The 17,685-nt window shown below is 72.1% G+C and carries 18 protein-coding genes and 1 riboswitch; of the genes, 11 read left to right on the top strand and 7 right to left on the bottom strand.

Annotated features, from left to right (window positions below):
• Positions 1-8 precede the first annotated feature (8 nt).
• The 5 genes from ACIQPR_RS30940 to ACIQPR_RS30920 all read left to right on the top strand — a co-directional run bounded on the left by ACIQPR_RS30940 (position 9) and on the right by ACIQPR_RS30920 (position 6,005).
• Positions 9-710 carry an ATP-binding cassette domain-containing protein gene (locus ACIQPR_RS30940; protein WP_403654953.1) on the top strand — a complete coding sequence of 234 codons (702 nt, stop codon included), beginning with the start codon at positions 9-11 and terminating at the stop codon, positions 708-710.
• The gene (locus tag ACIQPR_RS30935) at positions 682-2,766 is read left to right on the top strand and encodes a YhgE/Pip family protein (protein ID WP_403654951.1); all 2,085 of its coding nucleotides are present in this window, start codon (positions 682-684) and stop codon (positions 2,764-2,766) included. The genes ACIQPR_RS30940 and ACIQPR_RS30935 overlap by 29 nt, the downstream gene beginning before the upstream one ends.
• Before the next feature lie 62 nt (positions 2,767-2,828).
• Entirely contained in the window at positions 2,829-3,458 is a 630-nt protein-coding gene (locus tag ACIQPR_RS30930; RefSeq protein ID WP_403654949.1) for a TetR/AcrR family transcriptional regulator, read from the top strand.
• Between the two features lie 363 nt (positions 3,459-3,821).
• Positions 3,822-4,448, top strand: a complete 627-nt coding sequence (locus ACIQPR_RS30925) for a DUF4126 domain-containing protein (RefSeq protein WP_403654947.1) — start codon at positions 3,822-3,824, stop codon at positions 4,446-4,448.
• A gap of 45 nt (positions 4,449-4,493) precedes the next feature.
• The gene (locus ACIQPR_RS30920; RefSeq protein ID WP_403654945.1) at positions 4,494-6,005 is read left to right on the top strand and encodes a phytoene desaturase family protein; all 1,512 of its coding nucleotides are present in this window, start codon (positions 4,494-4,496) and stop codon (positions 6,003-6,005) included.
• 37 nt (positions 6,006-6,042) lie between these two features.
• Here ACIQPR_RS30920 and ACIQPR_RS30915 read toward each other — a convergent pair whose 3' ends face one another.
• The 5 genes from ACIQPR_RS30915 to ACIQPR_RS30895 form a co-directional block, all read right to left on the bottom strand.
• Positions 6,043-7,038, bottom strand: coding sequence for a hypothetical protein (locus ACIQPR_RS30915; RefSeq protein WP_403654943.1), 996 nt, complete (start codon positions 7,036-7,038; stop codon positions 6,043-6,045).
• 56 nt (positions 7,039-7,094) lie between these two features.
• On the bottom strand, positions 7,095-8,018 hold the full coding sequence (metF, locus tag ACIQPR_RS30910) for a methylenetetrahydrofolate reductase [NAD(P)H] (RefSeq protein WP_403654941.1): 924 nt from the start codon (positions 8,016-8,018) through the stop codon (positions 7,095-7,097).
• Between the two features lie 110 nt (positions 8,019-8,128).
• A complete protein-coding gene (gene thiE, locus ACIQPR_RS30905) occupies positions 8,129-8,785 on the bottom strand; it encodes a thiamine phosphate synthase (RefSeq protein WP_403654939.1) in 657 nt (218 codons plus the stop codon).
• Positions 8,786-8,936: 151 nt separating this feature from the next.
• A complete protein-coding gene (locus ACIQPR_RS30900; protein WP_019067778.1) occupies positions 8,937-9,308 on the bottom strand; it encodes an Rv2175c family DNA-binding protein in 372 nt (123 codons plus the stop codon).
• A gap of 63 nt (positions 9,309-9,371) precedes the next feature.
• Positions 9,372-10,604, bottom strand: coding sequence for an NAD(P)/FAD-dependent oxidoreductase (locus tag ACIQPR_RS30895; RefSeq protein WP_403654937.1), 1,233 nt, complete (start codon positions 10,602-10,604; stop codon positions 9,372-9,374).
• A 147-nt stretch (positions 10,605-10,751) separates the two neighbouring features.
• Positions 10,752-10,863, top strand: a riboswitch (TPP riboswitch).
• On the opposite strand from ACIQPR_RS30895, the gene thiO reads away from it, so the two are divergent.
• The 5 genes from thiO to ACIQPR_RS30870 all read left to right on the top strand — a co-directional run bounded on the left by thiO (position 10,861) and on the right by ACIQPR_RS30870 (position 15,965).
• Positions 10,861-12,015: a glycine oxidase ThiO gene (gene thiO / locus ACIQPR_RS30890; RefSeq protein WP_403654935.1), complete on the top strand. Its 1,155-nt coding sequence runs from the start codon at positions 10,861-10,863 to the stop codon at positions 12,013-12,015. (Overlaps the previous riboswitch by 3 nt.)
• The gene (gene thiS, locus ACIQPR_RS30885) at positions 12,012-12,212 is read left to right on the top strand and encodes a sulfur carrier protein ThiS (protein ID WP_403654933.1); all 201 of its coding nucleotides are present in this window, start codon (positions 12,012-12,014) and stop codon (positions 12,210-12,212) included. Before thiO ends, thiS begins: the two co-directional genes overlap by 4 nt.
• A gap of 3 nt (positions 12,213-12,215) precedes the next feature.
• Positions 12,216-13,010, top strand: a complete 795-nt coding sequence (locus ACIQPR_RS30880; protein WP_403654931.1) for a thiazole synthase — start codon at positions 12,216-12,218, stop codon at positions 13,008-13,010.
• Positions 13,011-13,114: 104 nt separating this feature from the next.
• The gene (gene pknB, locus ACIQPR_RS30875; RefSeq protein ID WP_403654929.1) at positions 13,115-15,049 is read left to right on the top strand and encodes a Stk1 family PASTA domain-containing Ser/Thr kinase; all 1,935 of its coding nucleotides are present in this window, start codon (positions 13,115-13,117) and stop codon (positions 15,047-15,049) included.
• 34 nt (positions 15,050-15,083) lie between these two features.
• Positions 15,084-15,965, top strand: a complete 882-nt coding sequence (locus ACIQPR_RS30870) for a deoxyribonuclease IV (protein ID WP_403654927.1) — start codon at positions 15,084-15,086, stop codon at positions 15,963-15,965.
• 25 nt (positions 15,966-15,990) lie between these two features.
• Here ACIQPR_RS30870 and ACIQPR_RS30865 read toward each other — a convergent pair whose 3' ends face one another.
• Positions 15,991-16,605, bottom strand: coding sequence for a sulfite oxidase-like oxidoreductase (locus tag ACIQPR_RS30865; protein WP_403654925.1), 615 nt, complete (start codon positions 16,603-16,605; stop codon positions 15,991-15,993).
• 157 nt (positions 16,606-16,762) lie between these two features.
• On the opposite strand from ACIQPR_RS30865, the gene bfr reads away from it, so the two are divergent.
• Positions 16,763-17,239: a bacterioferritin gene (gene bfr / locus ACIQPR_RS30860; protein WP_317885067.1), complete on the top strand. Its 477-nt coding sequence runs from the start codon at positions 16,763-16,765 to the stop codon at positions 17,237-17,239.
• Positions 17,240-17,274: 35 nt separating this feature from the next.
• On the opposite strand, the gene ACIQPR_RS30855 is transcribed toward bfr, so the two are convergent.
• Positions 17,275-17,499 (bottom strand): bacterioferritin-associated ferredoxin, encoded by a 225-nt coding sequence (locus ACIQPR_RS30855; RefSeq protein ID WP_403654923.1) that lies wholly within the window; start codon positions 17,497-17,499, stop codon positions 17,275-17,277.
• Positions 17,500-17,685: the final 186 nt, after the last annotated feature.

The following is a 17,685-nucleotide window of genomic DNA, read 5'->3' as shown; positions in this document are numbered from 1 at the left end:
GGGGAACCGTGGGTGGGGTCGCAGTCACGGCCGAGGACTTCGGGGTCAAGGGGCCGCGCGGCTGGGCGTTCCGGGGGATCTCCCTGGACGCCGGGCCCGGGTCGCTGATCGCCGTGGAGGGGCCGTCCGGGTCCGGGCGCACGAGCCTGCTGCTCGCGCTCACCGGGCGGATGAAGGCGTCCGAGGGGACCGCCCGCGTGGGCGGGTCCGCGCTGCCGAAGCGGGCGGCGGCCGTACGGCGCGTCGGCGCGCTGGCCAATGTCGCCGGGGTCACCGACCTCGACCCGGCGCTGACCGTCGGCGAGCACCTGCGTGAACGGGCCGCGCTGCAAAGGCGGTTCGGGGACTCCGTGCGCGGGCTGCTGCGGCCACGCTCGGAGCGGGCGGTCGAGGCGGGGCTGCGGATCGAGCGGGCGCTGACCGCCGCGGGTCTCGACCTCGCCGCGCTGCCCAAGGGCGCCCGGACCGCCGTACGGGATCTGGAACGGCCGCAGGAGTTGCGGCTGTCGATCGCGCTGGCGCTCGTCGGGCAGCCGGCGCTGCTCGGTGTGGACGACGTCGATCTCAAGCTCTCGGACAGCGAACGGGCGGAGATCTGGGACCTGTTGAGGTCCCTCGCCGATTCCGGGACGACCGTCGTTGCGGTGTCCGCCGCAGGAGCCGAAGGGACGGAGAAGGCCGATGCACGCGCCACGACTGGCCGCGCTTGAGCTCAGGCGCTTCGGCAGGGGGAAGCTGCCGCGCGCCGCGCTCGTCGCCCTCCTGCTGCTGCCGCTGCTCTACGGCGCGCTGTACCTGTGGTCCTTCTGGGACCCCTACGGCCGCCTGGACCGCATCCCCGTGGCGCTCGTCAACGACGACCGGGGGACGACGGCCGGCGGGAAGAAGCTCACGGCGGGCGACGACATCACCCGGGGGCTGCGCGACAGCAGGACGTTCGAGTGGCACGAGGTGAGCGCGGCCACCGCGCGGAAGGGCGTCGAGGACGGCACGTACTACTTGTCGCTGACCATGCCGGCCGACTTCAGCCGGCGCATCGCCTCCAGCGCGGGCGACTCCCCCGAGACGGGCGCGCTCCAAGTGCGCACGAACGACGCGAACAACTACATCGTCGGGCAGATCTCCCGGACGGTGTTCAGCGAGGTGCGCTCGGCCGCGTCCACCAAGGCCTCGCGGACCTTCCTGGACCGGATCTTCGTGTCCTTCTCCGACATCCACGGGCAGACCGTGAAGGCGGCCGACGGCGCCGACCAGCTCAAGGGCGGGATCGGTACGGCCGAGGCGGGTTCCAAGGATCTCGCCGACGGTCTGAAGGACGCCAAGAAGGGCAGCGGCAAGCTCTCCGCGGGCCTGAAGAAACTCGACACGGGCGCGGGCGACCTGGCGGACGGTTCGAAACAGGTCGCGGCCGGGACGCAGACCCTCGCCGACCGCGTCAACGGGGTCGCCGACAAGGTGGGGCCCTTCCTCAAGGACAACGAGAAGACCATCGGGGACACGGCCCAGCTGGTCGCCGACTCGGCGAAGACGATCCGCGCCCACCTCGGCGTCCTGGTGAAGACCGCCCCGGTCGCCGCCAAGGGGGCGCACGCGGCTTCGGACACCCTGGACGACGTCTACAGGGCGCGCTGCGAAACCGCCGTCCTGGCCGACGCCGCCTGTCCCGACCTGAAGAAGGCGGCCCAGGCCGCCTCGGACGTGGCGAAGGTCGCCGACGACGTCGACACCCTGGTGGCCGACCAGAACGGCGACCTGAAGAAGCTCGACGCGAACCTGCGCACCCTCCAGACACAGGCCCAGGCGCTCGCCGACCGCGCACCGCACCTCTCCAAGGACCTCGACGACGCGGTGGCCAGGATCAACAAGCTGAACGACGGTGCCGGGAAGGTCGCCGCGGGCGCCAGGACCCTGCACACCGGGCTCGGCACGGCCAAGACCGGCGCCGCCGACCTGGACACCGGGGTCGGCAGGCTGAAGACGGGCGCCGTGGACCTCAACGGCGGCCTGTACAAGCTCGTCGACGGCTCCGGGAAGCTGGCCGGCGGACTGCACGACGGCGCCGCGCGGATCCCCGACTACGACAAGCAGGACCGCGAGCGGCGCACCGGTGTCATGGCCGACCCCGTCCGGCTGGCCTCCCAGGACCTGCACAAGGCGCCCAACTACGGCACCGGATTCGCCCCGTACTTCATCCCGCTGTCCCTGTGGGTGGGCGCGATGGTGGCGTACATGCTGATCGCGCCCATGAACCGGCGGGCACTCGCCGCCGGTGCCCCGGCCTGGCGGATCGCCCTGGCGGGCTGGCTGCCGGTGGTCGCGGTCGGAGTGCTCCAGACGGTGGCGCTGATGTCCGTACTGCACTGGGCGATCGGTCTGGAGATGGCACACGCGGCCGGCACGGTCGGGTTCCTGTTCCTGGTGACGGCGTGCTTCGCGGCGATCGTGCAGTGGCTGAACGCGCGCTTCGGGGCGGCGGGCCGGATCCTCGTACTCGCCCTGCTGATGCTCCAGTTGACGTCGGCGGGCGGCACCTATCCGGTGCAGACCAGTCCCGGCTTCTTCAACGCGATCCACCCCTTCCTGCCGATGAGTTACATCGTCGAGGCACTACGGAGGCTCATCACGGGCGGCGGTCCGGAACCCGTGTGGCACGCGTGCGTGGTGCTCGTCGCGTTCACCGCGGGCGCGCTCGCGCTGACCGCCGTGTCGGCGCGCCGCCGCCAGGTGTGGACCCTGGACCGGCTGCACCCGGAGCTGAGCCTGTGACCGCCCCCAGGACCGCGGCACCCGTGCCCGCCGCCGGAGCCGGGCCTGTGACAATCAGGCCCATGGAAAGCAGCAGCACCCCGTCGGGCGGCAGCACACGCCGCGAGGCCACCCGGCAGAAGCTCTACGAGGCGGCCGTCACGCTCATCGCCGAACAGGGCTTCTCGGCCACCACGGTGGACGAGATCGCCGAGCGCGCCGGGGTCGCGAAGGGCACCGTCTACTACAACTTCGCGAGCAAGTCCGTCCTCTTCGAGGAGCTGCTGCGGCACGGCGTGGGCCTCCTCACGGCCTCTCTGCGGGAGGCCGCCGAACAGACGGAACGGGACGGCGGCAGCAAGGTCGACGCCCTGGACGCGATGATCCGCGCGGGCCTCGGTTTCATCGCCCGCTACCCGTCCTTCACCCAGCTCTACGTGGCCGAGCTGTGGCGCACCAACCGCGCCTGGCAGTCCACGCTCATGGTGGTGCGACAGCAGGTGAACGCGGCCATCGAGGACGTGCTGCACGCGGGCGTGGCGGGCGGCGAGTTCAGCCCCGAGATCGATGTCCGGCTGACGGCCGCCGCACTCGTCGGGATGGTCCTGGTGGCCGCCCTGGACTGGCAGTCGTTCCAGCCGGAGCGCTCCCTGGACGACGTCCACTCGGCGCTGTCCCGGCTGCTCCAGGGGCGGGTGAGCGGGGGGCACTGAGCACACAGCAGCGCCGGTCCGTCGTGGCCGCGTCCCCCGCGGGCCGCCCCGGACCGGCGCTCCCTTGTGCTTCCCCCCGTACGTTCCCCCCGTCGGAACCCCCGTCGGTCGGTCCCCCTGGGCTCCCCCGTGCCTCGCTCCCGCCGATGTTCCGGCGGAAGGAGCGGCCAAGGGCGCGCGCCCCGTTCCGCCGCCCCGTGTCGGCGGTACCGGAGCCGCGCCCCTTTCCGTGGCTCCACTCTCTCGTTCGCGCAGGTGGCGCCCCATCCGCGCGCGTACTCATCTCACTCCCTAGGTACGCGTACTCAGCCGTACGCACTCAGGCCCAGGACGCGCTGTTGCCGAGTGGTTACCATCACCTCCGTGTCCGTACTCCCCCTGGTCTTCACCAGCGGCTGGGCCAGCGGCATCAACGCCTACGCGGTGGTGCTGCTGCTCGGCGTCTTCGGCGCGACCGGGGTGAGCGACGCCGTCCCCGAGTCGCTGCAACGCCCCGAGGTCCTCATCGCGGCGGCCGTGCTGTTCCTGTGCGAGGCGGTCGCCGACAAGATCCCCTACGTCGACTCCGTGTGGGACTCCGTGCACACCGTGATCCGGCCGGCCGCCGGGGCGTGGGTCGGCGCGGTGCTCGCCGGGCACAGCGGATCGTTGAACGATGTGGCGGCAGGGCTGATCGGCGGTTCGACGGCGCTGGCCAGCCACACCGTCAAGGCCGGGACGCGGATGGCGATCAACACCTCGCCGGAGCCGTTCAGCAACATCGTGATGAGCATCGCGGAGGACCTCGGGGTCGGCGGGATCGTCTCGTTCGCGATGTTCCATCCGCAGGCGGCGGCGATCATCGCGGCCGTGCTGCTCGCGGCGGGGCTGACGGTCCTGTTCTTCCTGGTCTCCCGCATCCGCCGGTTCCTGCGCCGCCGGGCCCAGCTCCGGGAGGAGAGACGGCTGGCCGCGCAGTCGGGCGGGCCGCCGGACCGGCCGCCGTGGTGACGGCCCGTGACCGGACTGTCAGTGGCGGCCGATAAAGTCGCAGGCATGGCACGGATTGCGGTGATCGGCGCCGGCATGGGCGCGATGGCGGCCGCTGCCCGGCTGGCCGTCGCGGGCCACCGGGTGGCGGTGTACGAGCGTACGGAGACGTACGGCGGTGCGGTGCGCCGCTTCGAGCGGGACGGTTTCTCCTTCGACACCGGCCCCGGGCTGCTGTCCGTGCCCGCGGTCTACCGCGACCTGTTCATCAAGACCGGCAAGGAACCGCTGGAGGACCTGGTCGAGCTGGTCCAGGTCGACCCGTCCTCGCGGCACGTCTTCGCGGACGGCACGGAGGTGTCGCTGCCGAACGCCTCCCGCGCGGGTGTCGTCGGCGCCCTGGACGAGGCGCTGGGCGGCGGCGCCGGGCAGCGCTGGGGCGACTTCCTGATCCGGGCCCGCGAGGCCTGGGACCGCACCCGCAGGCCCCTCCTGGAGGAGCCGCTGTGGCCCAACTGGTCGGTGCTGGCCGACCAGGAGCCCTATCCGGCGGTCCCGCACAAGAAGCTGCTGCGCACCCGCCGGGCGGCCACCCTCGCCGAGATCGGCGCCTGGGAGCTGCGCGACGACCGTCTGACGGCCCTCCTGGAGAGCCACGCGCTCGCGTACGGCCTGCATCCCCGGACCGCTCCGGCGAGCGCGGCCGTGCTGCCGTACATGGAGCACGCCTTCGGCACCTGGTATGTGCGCGGCGGTGTGCGGGAGTTGGCGCGCGCGGTGTACGAGCGGTGTCTGGCGCGGAAGGTCGAGTTCGTCTTCGGGGCCGAGGTCACCCGGGTCCTGGAGAAGGACGGGCGGGCGGCGGGGGTCGAACTGGCCGACCAGACCGTGGTCGACGCGGACCATGTCGTGGCGGACGTGGATCCGGCGCGCCTGTGGGCCCTGACGGAACATCCGCTGGACGAGGACGGTGACGTGCGCGCCGACCGGGTCTCGCCCAGGCCCGCGCGCCTTACGCTGCTGCTGGCCCTGCGCGGCCCGCGCGAGGCCGGGGCCGCGCACCGGACGGTGGTCCACGCGCCGGACCGCGAGGCCGAGTTGGACTTCCTGGCCTCCCCCGGCGGCGACGAGCCCCGCCGCCCCACCGTGACCGTGCTGCGCCCCGACGACCCGGCGCTGCGGCCGGACGGTGAGCACGAGTCGGCGGTGGTGTCCGCCGTGCTGTCGAGCGAGGCCGCCTGGGACGACGAGGGCACGGCCCGGCGGTACGGCGACTTCCTTCTCCAGGCCGCCGAGTCCGCCGTACCGGGCCTGCGGGAGCGCCTGTTGTGGCACGAGGTGCGCACCCCCGACCACACGGAGGACGAGACGGGTGCCCGCTTCGGCGGTGTGCCCGCGCCCTCGCTCGCCGCCGCCCGGGGCCGCTTCCTGCACCCGTCCAACACCACCCGCCTGCCCGGGCTCTACCGCGTCGGCGGCTGGTCCCACCCCGGGGGCGGGCTCCCGCACGCCGGTATGTCGGGGGCGCTGGTGGCCGGACTGATCGTGGAGGGACCGCGGTTCAGAGGGTCTCAGTAAGGAGGCCGGGTCTCAGTAGGCCGGGTCTCAGGAGGCTTCAGAAACGGTACTGCTCGTCGTAGCCGGGGCCCGACTGCTGCTGTTGCTGGTGGCCGTCGCCCTGGTAGTACTGCTGATCCGCCGGGAGTTCGCCGCCGTAGGTCTCGTCGTTGCGCTGCTGCGGGACCCACACCCCGCCGGCCGGGGTCTCGCCGACATAGCCGCCGTTGCCGTACTGGTCCTGCGCGTAGCCCTGTTGGGGGTACTGCTGCTGGCCGTCGTAGCCCGTGTCGTACGAGGCGCCGCCGCCGTAGGTCTGGGTGCCGATGTACGGGTCGGAGTAGGCCGCGTACTGCTGCTGGCCGGTCGTGTCGTAGCCGTACTGCTGCTGGTCGTAGCCCGCGTACGTGTCGTAGCCGTACTGCTGCTGGTCGGCCGACCCATAGGCCTGGTCCTGGTTCTGACCGGCTGCCGCCGCCGCGTAGGCCTGGTCCGTGCCCGCGAAGTTCGGGTCGGTGGCGTTCGCGTAGGCGGCGGCGCTGTAGACGCCGTAGGAGCCGGTGTCGTCCGGCAGGGGCTGCGGCTCGTAGACCGAGGTGGTCTCGGCGGCCGTGGGGTCGAGCGGCCGGCTGGGGGTGAAGACGTCGTCGCGGTCGTAGTCGTCGTCCTGGCCGAAGTCGGACTTGTCGCGGCCGTACTCCGGGAAGGCGGGCTGGGAGCCGGTCGAGTCGAGGCCGGAGGCCTCCATGTCCTGCTCGTCCGGTTCGCCGCCGCGGCGCTTGAAGCCGCCGACGCCGGGCCGCCCGGAGACCGCCCAGCCGGCCTCGAAGCCGCGGCGGAACGACAGGGTGACGTAGGTCTGGCCGACGGCGAAGGCCACCGCGCCCAGTCCGATCACCACGACGGAGGGCATCAGGACGCCGAGCACGACGCCCAGGAAGCCGACGAAGGCGAGCAGCCGCCAGCGCAGCCGCGCCTTGTACTGCAGCAGCACCTCACCGAGCAACCACAGTGCGACGATGCCGAACGCGATGTAGAGGACCGTCCAGCCCATGTACGCCCCTCTCCCAGTGGCCGCTACGCAGTGTGTCGTATGTCCGGGCGGCCGGTCTAGGCCCGCGGTGGGTGGTGCAGGCCCAGGTTCTCGTAGATTTCCAGCGTCGCCGTGGAGTTGTTGAGCGTGATGAAGTGCAGTCCGGGCACTCCCTCGGCCAGCAGCCGGGCGCAGAACTCCGTGGCGAAGTCGATTCCGATCGAGCGTACAGCCGCCGGATCGTCTTTGGCTGTGAGGATTCGCTCTTTCAGAGCGTCCGGGATGACGGCGTTGCTGAGCTGCGGCAACCGCTCCAGCATCCGCACGCTGGTCACCGGCATGACCTCGGGGATGACCGGTGTGGCACAGCCTGCCGCGCCGACGCGGTCGCGCAGGCGAAGATAGGACTCCGGGCGGAAGAACATCTGGGTGATCGCGTAGTCGGCGCCGGCCCGGCACTTGTCGACGAAGTGCCGGACGTCCGTGTCCCAGTCAGGGGAGCGCGGGTGCAGTTCCGGGAAGGCGGCGACGCCGACGCAGAAATCGCCCGACTCCTTGATGAGCCGGACCAGTTCGGCCGCGTACGTCAGACCGCGCGGGTGCGCCACCCAGTCGGCCATGGGGTCGCCGGGCGGGTCGCCGCGCACGGCGAGGATGTTGCGGATCCCGGCGTCGGCGTACTGGCCGATGATGTTGCGCAGTTCGGCGACGGAGTGGTCGACCGCGGTGAGGTGGGCGACCGGGGTGAGTGTGGTGTCGGCGACGATCTGCTCGGTCTCCCTGACGGTGCCCGCGCGGGTCGAACCACCGGCACCGTAGGTCACCGAGACGAAGTCCGGGGCGACCGCCTCGATCCGCCGCAGCGCGCTCCACAGGTTTCGCTCACCCTTGGGGGTCTTCGGCGCCGAGAACTCGAACGAGTACGTGTTCTTGCCGGTCGCGAGCATGTCGCGCACCGTCCGTGCGCGATCGGTCCTGGTGGATGCGATTCCGAAGGCCATACCCGCAGGTTAGTCAGGGGACGGCGGTCGCCCAACCGGAACCGGAAATTTGCCTGATTTGTCGCCCCGTTGTCCACCCACCGGACAACAGCGCGACACCCGGACGGCCCTCAGGCCTGCCGGAGCCGCTTGGCGAACTCGGCCGCCGCCGCGCCCGGGTCGTCGGCCTCCGTGATCGCCCGTACGACGACGACCCGGCGGGCGCCCGCTTCGAGCACCTCGTCGAGGTTGCCGAGGTCGATGCCGCCGATGGCGAACCAGGGCCGGTCGGTGCCCAGGCCGGCCGTGTACCGGACCAGGTCGAGGCCGGGGGCGTGGCGGCCGGGCTTGGTGGGGGTCGGCCAGCACGGGCCGGTGCAGAAGTAGTCCACGCCCTCCTGGACGGCGGCGGCTGCGGCCTCCGTCTCCGCGTGCGTGGAGCGGCCGATCAGGACGTCGTCGCCGAGGATCGCGCGGGCCGCGGGGACCGGGAGGTCCCCCTGTCCCAGGTGCAGGACGTCGGCGCCGGCGGCGTGGGCGACATCCGCGCGGTCGTTGACCGCGAGCAGTCTGCCGTGCCGGGCGCAGGCGTCGGCGAACACCTGGAGGTGCTCCAGCTCCTCGGCGGCCTCCATGCCCTTGTCGCGCAGCTGCACGATGTCGACCCCGCCGGCCAGCACCGCGTCCAGGAACTCCGGCAGGTCGCCCTGGCGGCTGCGGGCGTCCGTGCAGAGGTAGACCCGGGCGTCGGCGAGTTCCGCGCGTACGGCGGCTGCGGTGTCGGGCATGGGTGTGTCCCCCCGTTGTCGTTCGTCTTCGGTGCGCGGTGGTGCCGGGTACGGGCCGCGGGCGGGCGCGCCGCGGCCCGTGCACCGGTCGGTCGTCCGGTCTGCCGGTCGTCCGGGGCAGTCGGTCGTCCCGGTCAGCCGGTCGCCCGGGTCAGACGGCGAGCGCCTGGGCGCGGCGCTTCACCTCCGTGCCGCGATTCTCGCTCAGGGCCTGCGCGGGGGTGCCGGGCAGGCTGGGGTCGGGGGTGAAGAGCCATTCCAGCATCTCTTCGTCGGAGAAGCCGTCGTCCCGCAGGAGCGTCAGGGTCCCGGTGAGGCCCTTGACGACCTTCTGCTCGGCCCCGTCGATGAAGGCGGCGGGGACGTGCAGCGCGCGGTTCTCACCACGCCGTACGGCGATGACTTGGCCCTCCTTGACCAGCTGCCGCACGCGTGTCACCTCGACATCGAGCATCTCTGCGATGTCGGGCAGCGTGAGCCAGGCGGGGACGAGAGCATCGATCTTTGCGTCAATCTCGGTCACGTAAACAGCGTGCCATCCCGGACTGACAGTCGGAAGCCGGGCCGGTCCGACCCGGGGTACGAACTAGGCCACAGCGGCCTTCATCGGGAGGGAAGGGTCGGCCAGCGGGCCGGGATTCACCTGGGTGCCCGATTCGATCAGCCGGCGGCCCTGGGCCAGGTCGCGGGGGCGGCCGACCGCCAGGAGGGCCACCATGCGGTCGCCGCGCAGCCAGCAGGCGGTCCAGGCCGGGGTGGCCGGGTCGCCGCGCCACAGCAGCGTGTCGGCGGACGCGTGGTGGCCGACGTACTGGACGAAGCGGCCGAACTGCTCGGACCAGAAGTAGGGCACCGGGTCGTAGACCGCCGGGGTCGAGCCGACGATGTTCGCGGCGACCGTGCGCGGGCCCTGGAGGGCGTTGTCCCAGTGGTGGACGAGAAGGCGCTCGCCGTACCTTCCCGAAGGGAAGGAGGCGCAGTCGCCGACCGCGTACACGTCCGGCACCGAGGTGCGCAGCCGGTCGTCGGCCACGACCTCGCGGTGGGCGCCCAGTTCGATGCCGGAGTCCGCGAGCCAGCCGGTGGCGGGGCGGGCGCCGATGCCGACCACGACCGCTCCCGCGGGCAGCCGGGTGCCGTCGTCGAGGACCACGGCACCGGGTTCGACGCGCTCCACGCGCGTGTGCGTGCGCAGCACGGCTCCGGCGTCCGCGTACCAGGCGGCCATCGGCGCGGCCACCTCGGCGGGCAGCGCGCCCGCGAGCGGCCGGTCGGCGGCCTCCACGACGGTCACCGCGCAGCCCGCCTCACGCGCGGCCGTGGCGAACTCGGCGCCGATCCAGCCCGCGCCGACGACCACGATGTCGTGCTGCCGCGCGAGCACCGGTCGCAGCCGCTCGGCGTCGTCCAGGGTGCGCAGCAGATGCACTCCGGGGACGCCGTCGGCGCCCGGGAGCCGGATCGGCTCGGCACCGGTGGCGAGGACGAGGACGTCGTACGGCACCGGGCCCTCGGCGGTGTCGAGTTCGTGGTCGGCGGGGCGCAGGCCCAGGACCTCGCGGCCGAGCCGGAGTTCGATGCCGAGCGCCTCGAAGTCGACGTCGAAGGCGGAGCCCTCGGCCTTGCCGAGCAGCACGGCCTTGGACAGCGGCGGGCGGTCGTAGGGCTGATGGGGTTCGGCGCCGAGGAGGGTGACGGTGCCGGTGAAGCCCTGTTCGCGCAGGGCGACCGCGGTCTGCACCCCTGCCATGCCCGCGCCGACGACGACCACGCGCCGTCCCTCGCCGCCCGCGTCCCGTCCCGGTGTCTGCTCGCTCATCCGATCACCATAGACACCTGACAAATCGTCAGTCAGGGGGTGCGTCCAGTGACCTGTTCCACAACGCTCCTCCCGCGCGTCGCGCGGGCGGCCGTGGACGGAGGCTCCCTTACCGGGACATGGGGTACGGGCTAGGGTGGCCGACGTACAAGCACTCGCGGGAGTCCGGACGCACCGGGCTGAGAGGGAGGCTGGCGGCCTCCGACCGTACGAACCTGATCCGGGTCATGCCGGCGAAGGGAGGGGCTGGACGCCCATGCCTACACGTACGTCAGACGTCCTCGTCGTCGGGGGCGGGATCATCGGCCTGGTCACGGCCTGGCGGGCGGCCGGACGGGGGTTCGCGACCGCCGTGGTGGACCCTGAGCCGGGCGGCGGGGCCGCCCAGGTGGCCGCCGGGATGCTGGCCGCGGTCACGGAGCTGCACTACGGCGAGCAGACCCTGCTCGCCCTCAACCTGGCCTCGGCGCACCGCTACCCGGACTTCGCGGCCGAGCTGACCGACCTCACCGGGCTGGACCTCGGCTACCGGCGCTGCGGCACGCTCGCCGTCGCCCTGGACGCCGACGACCGCGCCCACCTCCGTGAACTGCACACCCTGCAACGGCAGTCGGGGCTGGACTCCGAGTGGCTGTCCGGGCGCGAGTGCCGGCGTCTGGAGCCGATGCTCGCGCCGGGCGTGCGCGGGGGGCTCCGCGTCGACGGGGACCACCAGGTCGACCCGAGGCGGCTGGCGCGGGCGCTGGTGGCCGCGTGCGAGCGCGCCGGGGTCGCTTTCCACCGGACGTGGGCCGAGCGGCTCACGGTCGGCCAGGACCGCGCCACGGGGGTCGTCACGCGCGAGGGGGAGGTGCTGGGCGCGGAGCAGGTGGTGCTCGCGGGCGGCAGCCTCAGCGGGCGGCTGGCGGGCGTCCCGGACGACGTCCTGCCGCCGGTGCGGCCCGTGAAGGGGCAGGTGCTGCGGCTGACCGTGCCCGAGCGGTACAAGCCGTTCCTGAGCCGGACCGTGCGGGCCGTGGTGCGCGGCAGTCAGGTCTACCTGGTGCCGCGCGAGAACGGCGAGCTGGTCGTCGGCGCGACCAGCGAGGAACTGGGCTGGGACACCACGGTGACCGCCGGCGGGGTCTACGAACTGCTGCGCGACGCGCACGAGCTGGTCCCCGGGATCACCGAACTGCCGCTCACCGAGACCCGGGCCGGACTGCGCCCCGGCTCCCCCGACAACGCGCCGCTGCTCGGCCCCACCGCCCTCCCCGGGCTGCTGCTGGCCACCGGGCACTACCGCAACGGCGTCCTGCTCACCCCGGTCACCGGCGACGCCCTCGCGCACGCGCTGGCCACCGGCGAACTCCCGGACGAGGCGCGCCCGTTCACCCCGAAGCGATTCGCTCTCACGGAGTTGCCCGCATGAACGTCTCCGTCAACGGGGAGCCCCGGGTGATCGCCCCCGGCACGGCTCTCGACGCCCTGGTGCGCACCCTGGCCGCGTCGCCCTCCGGAGTGGCCGCCGCCCTCAACGAAACCGTCGTCCCGCGCGCGGAATGGCCATCGACCTCCCTCTCCGAGGGGGACCGCGTCGAGGTCCTGACCGCCGTCCAAGGAGGCTGACCCATGGCCGACGACCCCTTCCTCCTCGGTGGTACGTCCTTCACGTCCCGGCTGATCATGGGCACCGGGGGCGCGCCCAGCCTCGACGTCCTGGAACGCGCGCTGGTCGCCTCCGGCACGGAACTCACGACGGTCGCGATGCGGCGCGTGGACGCCTCCGTGCACGGCTCCGTGCTGTCCGTCCTGGAGCGGCTCGGCATCCGGGTGCTGCCCAACACGGCGGGCTGCTTCACGGCCGGTGAGGCGGTGCTGACGGCCCGGCTGGCGCGCGAGGCGCTCGGGACGTCACTGGTCAAACTGGAGGTGATCGCGGACGAGCGCACCCTGCTGCCCGATCCCGTCGAACTGCTCGACGCGGCCGAGACCCTGGTCGACGACGGGTTCACGGTGCTGCCGTACACGAACGACGATCCCGTGCTGGCGCGGAAGCTGGAGGACGTCGGGTGTGCGGCGGTCATGCCGCTGGGGTCGCCGATCGGGTCCGGGCTCGGGATCCGCAATCCGCACAACTTCCAGCTGATCACCGAGCACGCGCGCGTGCCGGTGATTCTGGACGCGGGGGCCGGTACGGCGTCCGACGCGGCGTTCGCGATGGAGCTGGGGTGCGCGGGTGTGATGCTCGCCTCGGCGGTGACCCGGGCGCGGGAACCGGCGCTGATGGCGTCCGGCATGAGGAGTGCCGTGGAGGCGGGCCGGCTGGCGTTCCGGGCGGGGCGTATCCCCCGTAGGCACTTCGCCGAGGCCTCGTCTCCCGCAGCGGGCCTGGCACGGCTGGACCCGGAGCGCCCGGCCTTCTGAACACGCGCTCCACAGCGTGGGATCCGTCACAGGTCCGCTGCAGTAAGGCTCCGATCCTGGCCGAAAACCCGGTGCTGTCAGCCTCGGCTCGTACACTCACCTGCGTGGATACGACCCTCTCCGACCCTCTCGTCGGGCAGCTGCTCGACGGCCGGTATCGCGTCGACGCGCGGATCGCCGTCGGCGGGATGGCCACGGTCTACCGGGCCGTGGACACCCGCCTCGACCGGGTTCTCGCGCTCAAGGTGATGCACCCGACGCTGGCGGCCGACGCCTCCTTCGTCGACCGGTTCATCCGCGAGGCCAAGTCGGTGGCGCGGCTGGCGCACCCGAACGTGGTGCAGGTCTTCGACCAGGGCGCCCAGGGCGCGTACGTCTATCTGGCGATGGAGTACGTCGCCGGCTGCACCCTGCGGGACGTGCTGCGCGAGCGCGGGGCGCTCCAGCCGCGGGCCGCGCTGGACATCCTGGAGCCCGTGCTGGCGGCGCTCGGTGCCGCGCACCGGGCCGGGTTCGTGCACCGGGACATGAAGCCGGAGAACGTGCTCATAGGGGACGACGGCCGGGTCAAGGTGGCCGACTTCGGGCTGGTCCGGTCCGTGGACACGGTCACCAGCACCACGGAGAACGTGCTCGGCACGGTCTCGTATCTCGCGCCGGAGCAGATCGAGGGCGGCACCGCGTCGCCCCGGGTCGACGTGTACGCGTGCGGTGTCGTCCTGTACGAGATGCTGACCGGCGAGAAGCCGCACGACGGGGACTCCCCCGCGATCGTGCTCTACAAGCACCTGCACGAGGACGTCCCGCCGCCCTCGGCCGTCGTGCCCGGCCTGGCGTACGAGCTGGACGAGCTGGTCGCCACGGCCACCGCGCGGACCCCGGACATCCGGCCCTACGACGCGGTCGCGCTGTTCGGCCTGGTCCGCGAGGCGCGGGCCGGGCTGAGCGACGGGCAGCTGGACGCGGTGCCGCCGCAGGCGCTGACCTCGGAGCATCCCAACGCGGAGAACCGTACGAGCGTGATCCCGCGCTCGCTGACCGTGCCGCGTCCGCTGCCGGTCAACGAGGAGGACGAGGGCGGCGACCCGTTCAACCGGACCAGCCGGTTCGAGAGCGGGCCGCCGCTGCCGCCCCGGCGGCGCGAGGACCGGCGGCCCCGGCGCGGGCTGCTGGCGATCGTCGCCGCCGTGCTGTTGGTCCTCGGGGTCGGCGCGGGGGTCTGGTACATCAACTCCGGCCAGTTCACCAAGGTCCCGCCGCTGCTGGCGAAGACCGAGGCGCAGGCGACGGCGCGGCTGAAGGAGGCCGGTCTCGACGTCAAGTCGGTCAAGCACGCCTACAGCGACACCGTGCGGCGCGGCACCGTCATCAGCACCGACCCGGCGCCCGGCGCCCGCATCCGGGACAACGACTCGGTGGCCCTGACCGTCTCGGACGGGCCGGAGACCGTGAAGGTGCCCGATCTGACGGGCTACGCCCTGGGCAGGGCGCAGGCCCTGCTCAAGACGGACGGGCTGGCGGCCGGCATGGTCACCAGGGAGTTCAGCGACGACGTCCCCAAGGGCTTCGTGATCAGCACGGCCCCCGGTGCAGGCACCGAGCGCCGCGCCGGCTCCGCGATAGCCCTGACCGTCAGCAAGGGCAGCGCGGTGGACGTGCCCGACGTCACCGGTGAGAGCCTGGACGACGCGAAGTCGGACCTCCAGGAGGCCGGTCTGACCGTGAAGGTGTCCGACACCGAGGTCACCTCGGAGTACGACGCGGGCCAGGTCGCCCAGCAGACCCCGGCCGGCGACAGCCAGGCCGCCTCGGGCGACACGGTGACGCTGACCCTGTCCAAGGGCCCGGAGATGGTCGAGGTGCCGAGCGTGGTCGGCGCGAGCGTCGACGCGGCGACGAAGCTCCTTGAGGAGTCCGGTTTCAAGGTCAAGGAGGACCGCGGACTGCTCGGTCTGTTCGGCGACACAGTGAAGAGCCAGTCCGTGGACGCGGGCGAACAGGCCCCCAAGGGGTCGACGATCACGATCACCATCCGGTGACGGGGGCGGCACGCGCGCGTGACACCCTGGTCGGGTGAGCAGCGAGCCCCCCTCCCCCGTCTCCCGCAACCCCGTCGGCGGCCATGTCCCCGTGGCCGGCGGTCTCCACTCCGTGGGGCTGTCCTACGCCCGTGAGCTGGCCGCCGAGACCGTGCAGGTCTTCGTCGCCAACCCGCGCGGCTGGGCGACCCCGCCCGGGAACCCGCGCCAGGACGAGGAGTTCCGCGCGGTGTGCGAGGCCGAGTCCATCCCGGCGTACGTGCACGCCCCGTACCTGATCAACTTCGGCTCGCACACCGAGGCCACCGTCGAGAAGTCCGTCGAGTCGCTGCGGCACTCGCTGCGGCGGGGGCGGGAGATCGGCGCGCTCGGGGTGGTCGTGCACACCGGGAGCGCGACGGGCGGGCGGGAGCGGTCGGTGGCGCTGGCGCAGGTGCGGGAGCGGCTGCTGCCGCTGCTGGAGGAGCTGACCCACGACGACGATCCGTTCCTGCTGCTCGAGTCCACGGCCGGGCAGGGTTCGTCGCTGTGCTCGCGGACCTGGGACTTCGGGCCGTACTTCGAGGCGCTGGACGCCCATCCGAAGCTGGGCGTGTGTCTGGACACGTGCCACATCTTCGCGGCCGGGCACGACCTGACCGGCCCGTCCGGGATGCACCGGACGCTCGACCTGCTGGTGGACACGGTCGGTGCGGGACGGCTGAGACTGATCCACGCCAACGACTCCAAGGACGTCGTCGGCGCCCACAAGGACCGCCACGAGAACATCGGCTCCGGCCATATCGGCGAGGACCCGTTCCGCGCGCTGATGACCCACCCGGCGACCGAGGGCGTACCGCTGATCATCGAGACACCCGGCGGCAGAGAAGGGCACGCGGCCGATGTGGAGCGGCTGAAGAAGCTGCGGGACTCGTAGCCTCCGGGGGCCTACGGCCCGGGGGCTACAGTTCGGGGCCCTCGCCCGGCCCCTCCTGGTAGGAGTACCGCTGCTCACGCCAGGGGTCCCCGACGTTGTGGTAGCCGCGTTCCTCCCAGAAGCCGCGCCGGTCGGCGGTCATGTACTCGACGCCCCGGACCCACTTGGGGCCCTTCCAGGCGTACAGGTGCGGGACGACCAGGCGGAGCGGGAAGCCGTGTTCGGCGGTGAGAAGTTCGCCGTCCTTGTGGGTGGCGAACAGGGTCTTCTCGGACGCGAAGTCGGCCAGCCGGAGATTGGCGCTGAAGCCGTACTCCGCCCACACCATGACATGGGTGACGGCGGGCGAGGGCGGGGCTGTCTCCAGGATCGTGCGGGCGGGGATGCCGCCCCATTCGGCGCCCAGCATGCTGAACTTCGTGACGCAGTGCAGATCGGCCACGACCGAGTCGTAGGGCAGGGCGGTGAACTCGTCGTGGTTCCAGCAGTGCTTGTCGCCGTCGGCGGTGGCGCCGAAGACCCTGAACTCCCAGCGCTCGGGGCGGAACTTGGGCACCGGGCCGTAGTGCGTGACCGGCCAGCCGCGCTGAAGTCGCTGGCCGGGCGGCAGCTCGGACTGTTCGACCCCTCTCTGACCCATGGCTCCATCCTGACAGACGGGGGCCGGTGCACATGACCGGCTCTGGGCGGATTCGGGCAACTCCTACTAAGCATGCACTTACTGGACGACGTCTTCGCGCCGGTGCAATCATGCGGCGCAACCCGCCAGTTCCCTTGTTTTGGAAGGAGCCTCTGCGATGCAGGGCGACCCCGAGGTCCTTGAGTTCCTGAACGAGCAGCTCACCGGTGAGCTGACCGCGATCAACCAGTACTGGCTGCACTACCGCATCCAGGACAACAACGGCTGGACCAAGCTCGCCAAGTACACGCGTGAAGAATCCATCGACGAGATGAAGCACGCGGACAAGATCACCGAGCGCATCCTGATGCTCGACGGTCTGCCGAACTACCAGCGGCTGTTCCACGTCCGGGTCGGCCAGACGGTCACCGAGATGTTCCAGGCCGACCGGCAGGTGGAGGTCGAGGCGATCGACCGGCTCAAGCGCGGTATCGAGGTGATGCGCGCGAAGGGCGACGTCACGTCCGCCAACATCTTCGAGGACATCCTTGAGGACGAGGAGCACCACATCGACTACCTCGACACCCAGCTCCAGCTGATCGAGCAGCTCGGCGAGGCGCTCTACATCGCGCAGCAGATCGAGCAGCCCAGCTAGGCGCTTCGCCGCGCCCCCCAAGGACAGGCCCGGCCCTACGCGGCCTCGTCCAGTTCGGCGAAGACCGGCGCGCCCTCTTCCGCGAGATCGCGGCGCGGGCAGTTGCCGCGGCCGAGGATCGCCTGGATCCGGCGGACGCACGAACCGCAGTCGGTACCGGCCTTGCAGGCGGAGGCGATCTGGCGGGGCGTGCAGGCACCGCCACCCGCGTGCTGCCGGACCTGCGCCTCGGTCACCTGGAAGCAGCTGCAGACGTACACGCGGATTCACCTCCCGCCGGAACTTGATAAGGCCAACCTAACCTTACCCGGCTCGCAGGTGCCGCAAAAGTGCCGTGGGGGGGGGGGGGGGGGGGGTTACCCCCCCCCCCCCCCCCGCGGTTAAAAGGGTAAAACTTTAATGTGGCCGTTTAAAAAGGGGGCCCCGAGAGGCCCGGGAAACGGCGG

Origin of the sequence: Streptomyces sp. NPDC091280 (genome assembly GCF_044768565.1) — a bacterium.
Lineage (GTDB): Bacteria > Actinomycetota > Actinomycetes > Streptomycetales > Streptomycetaceae > Streptomyces.
The sequence above is the reverse complement of the archived record's forward strand: the minus strand, read 5'-3'. Positions and strand labels throughout refer to the sequence as shown.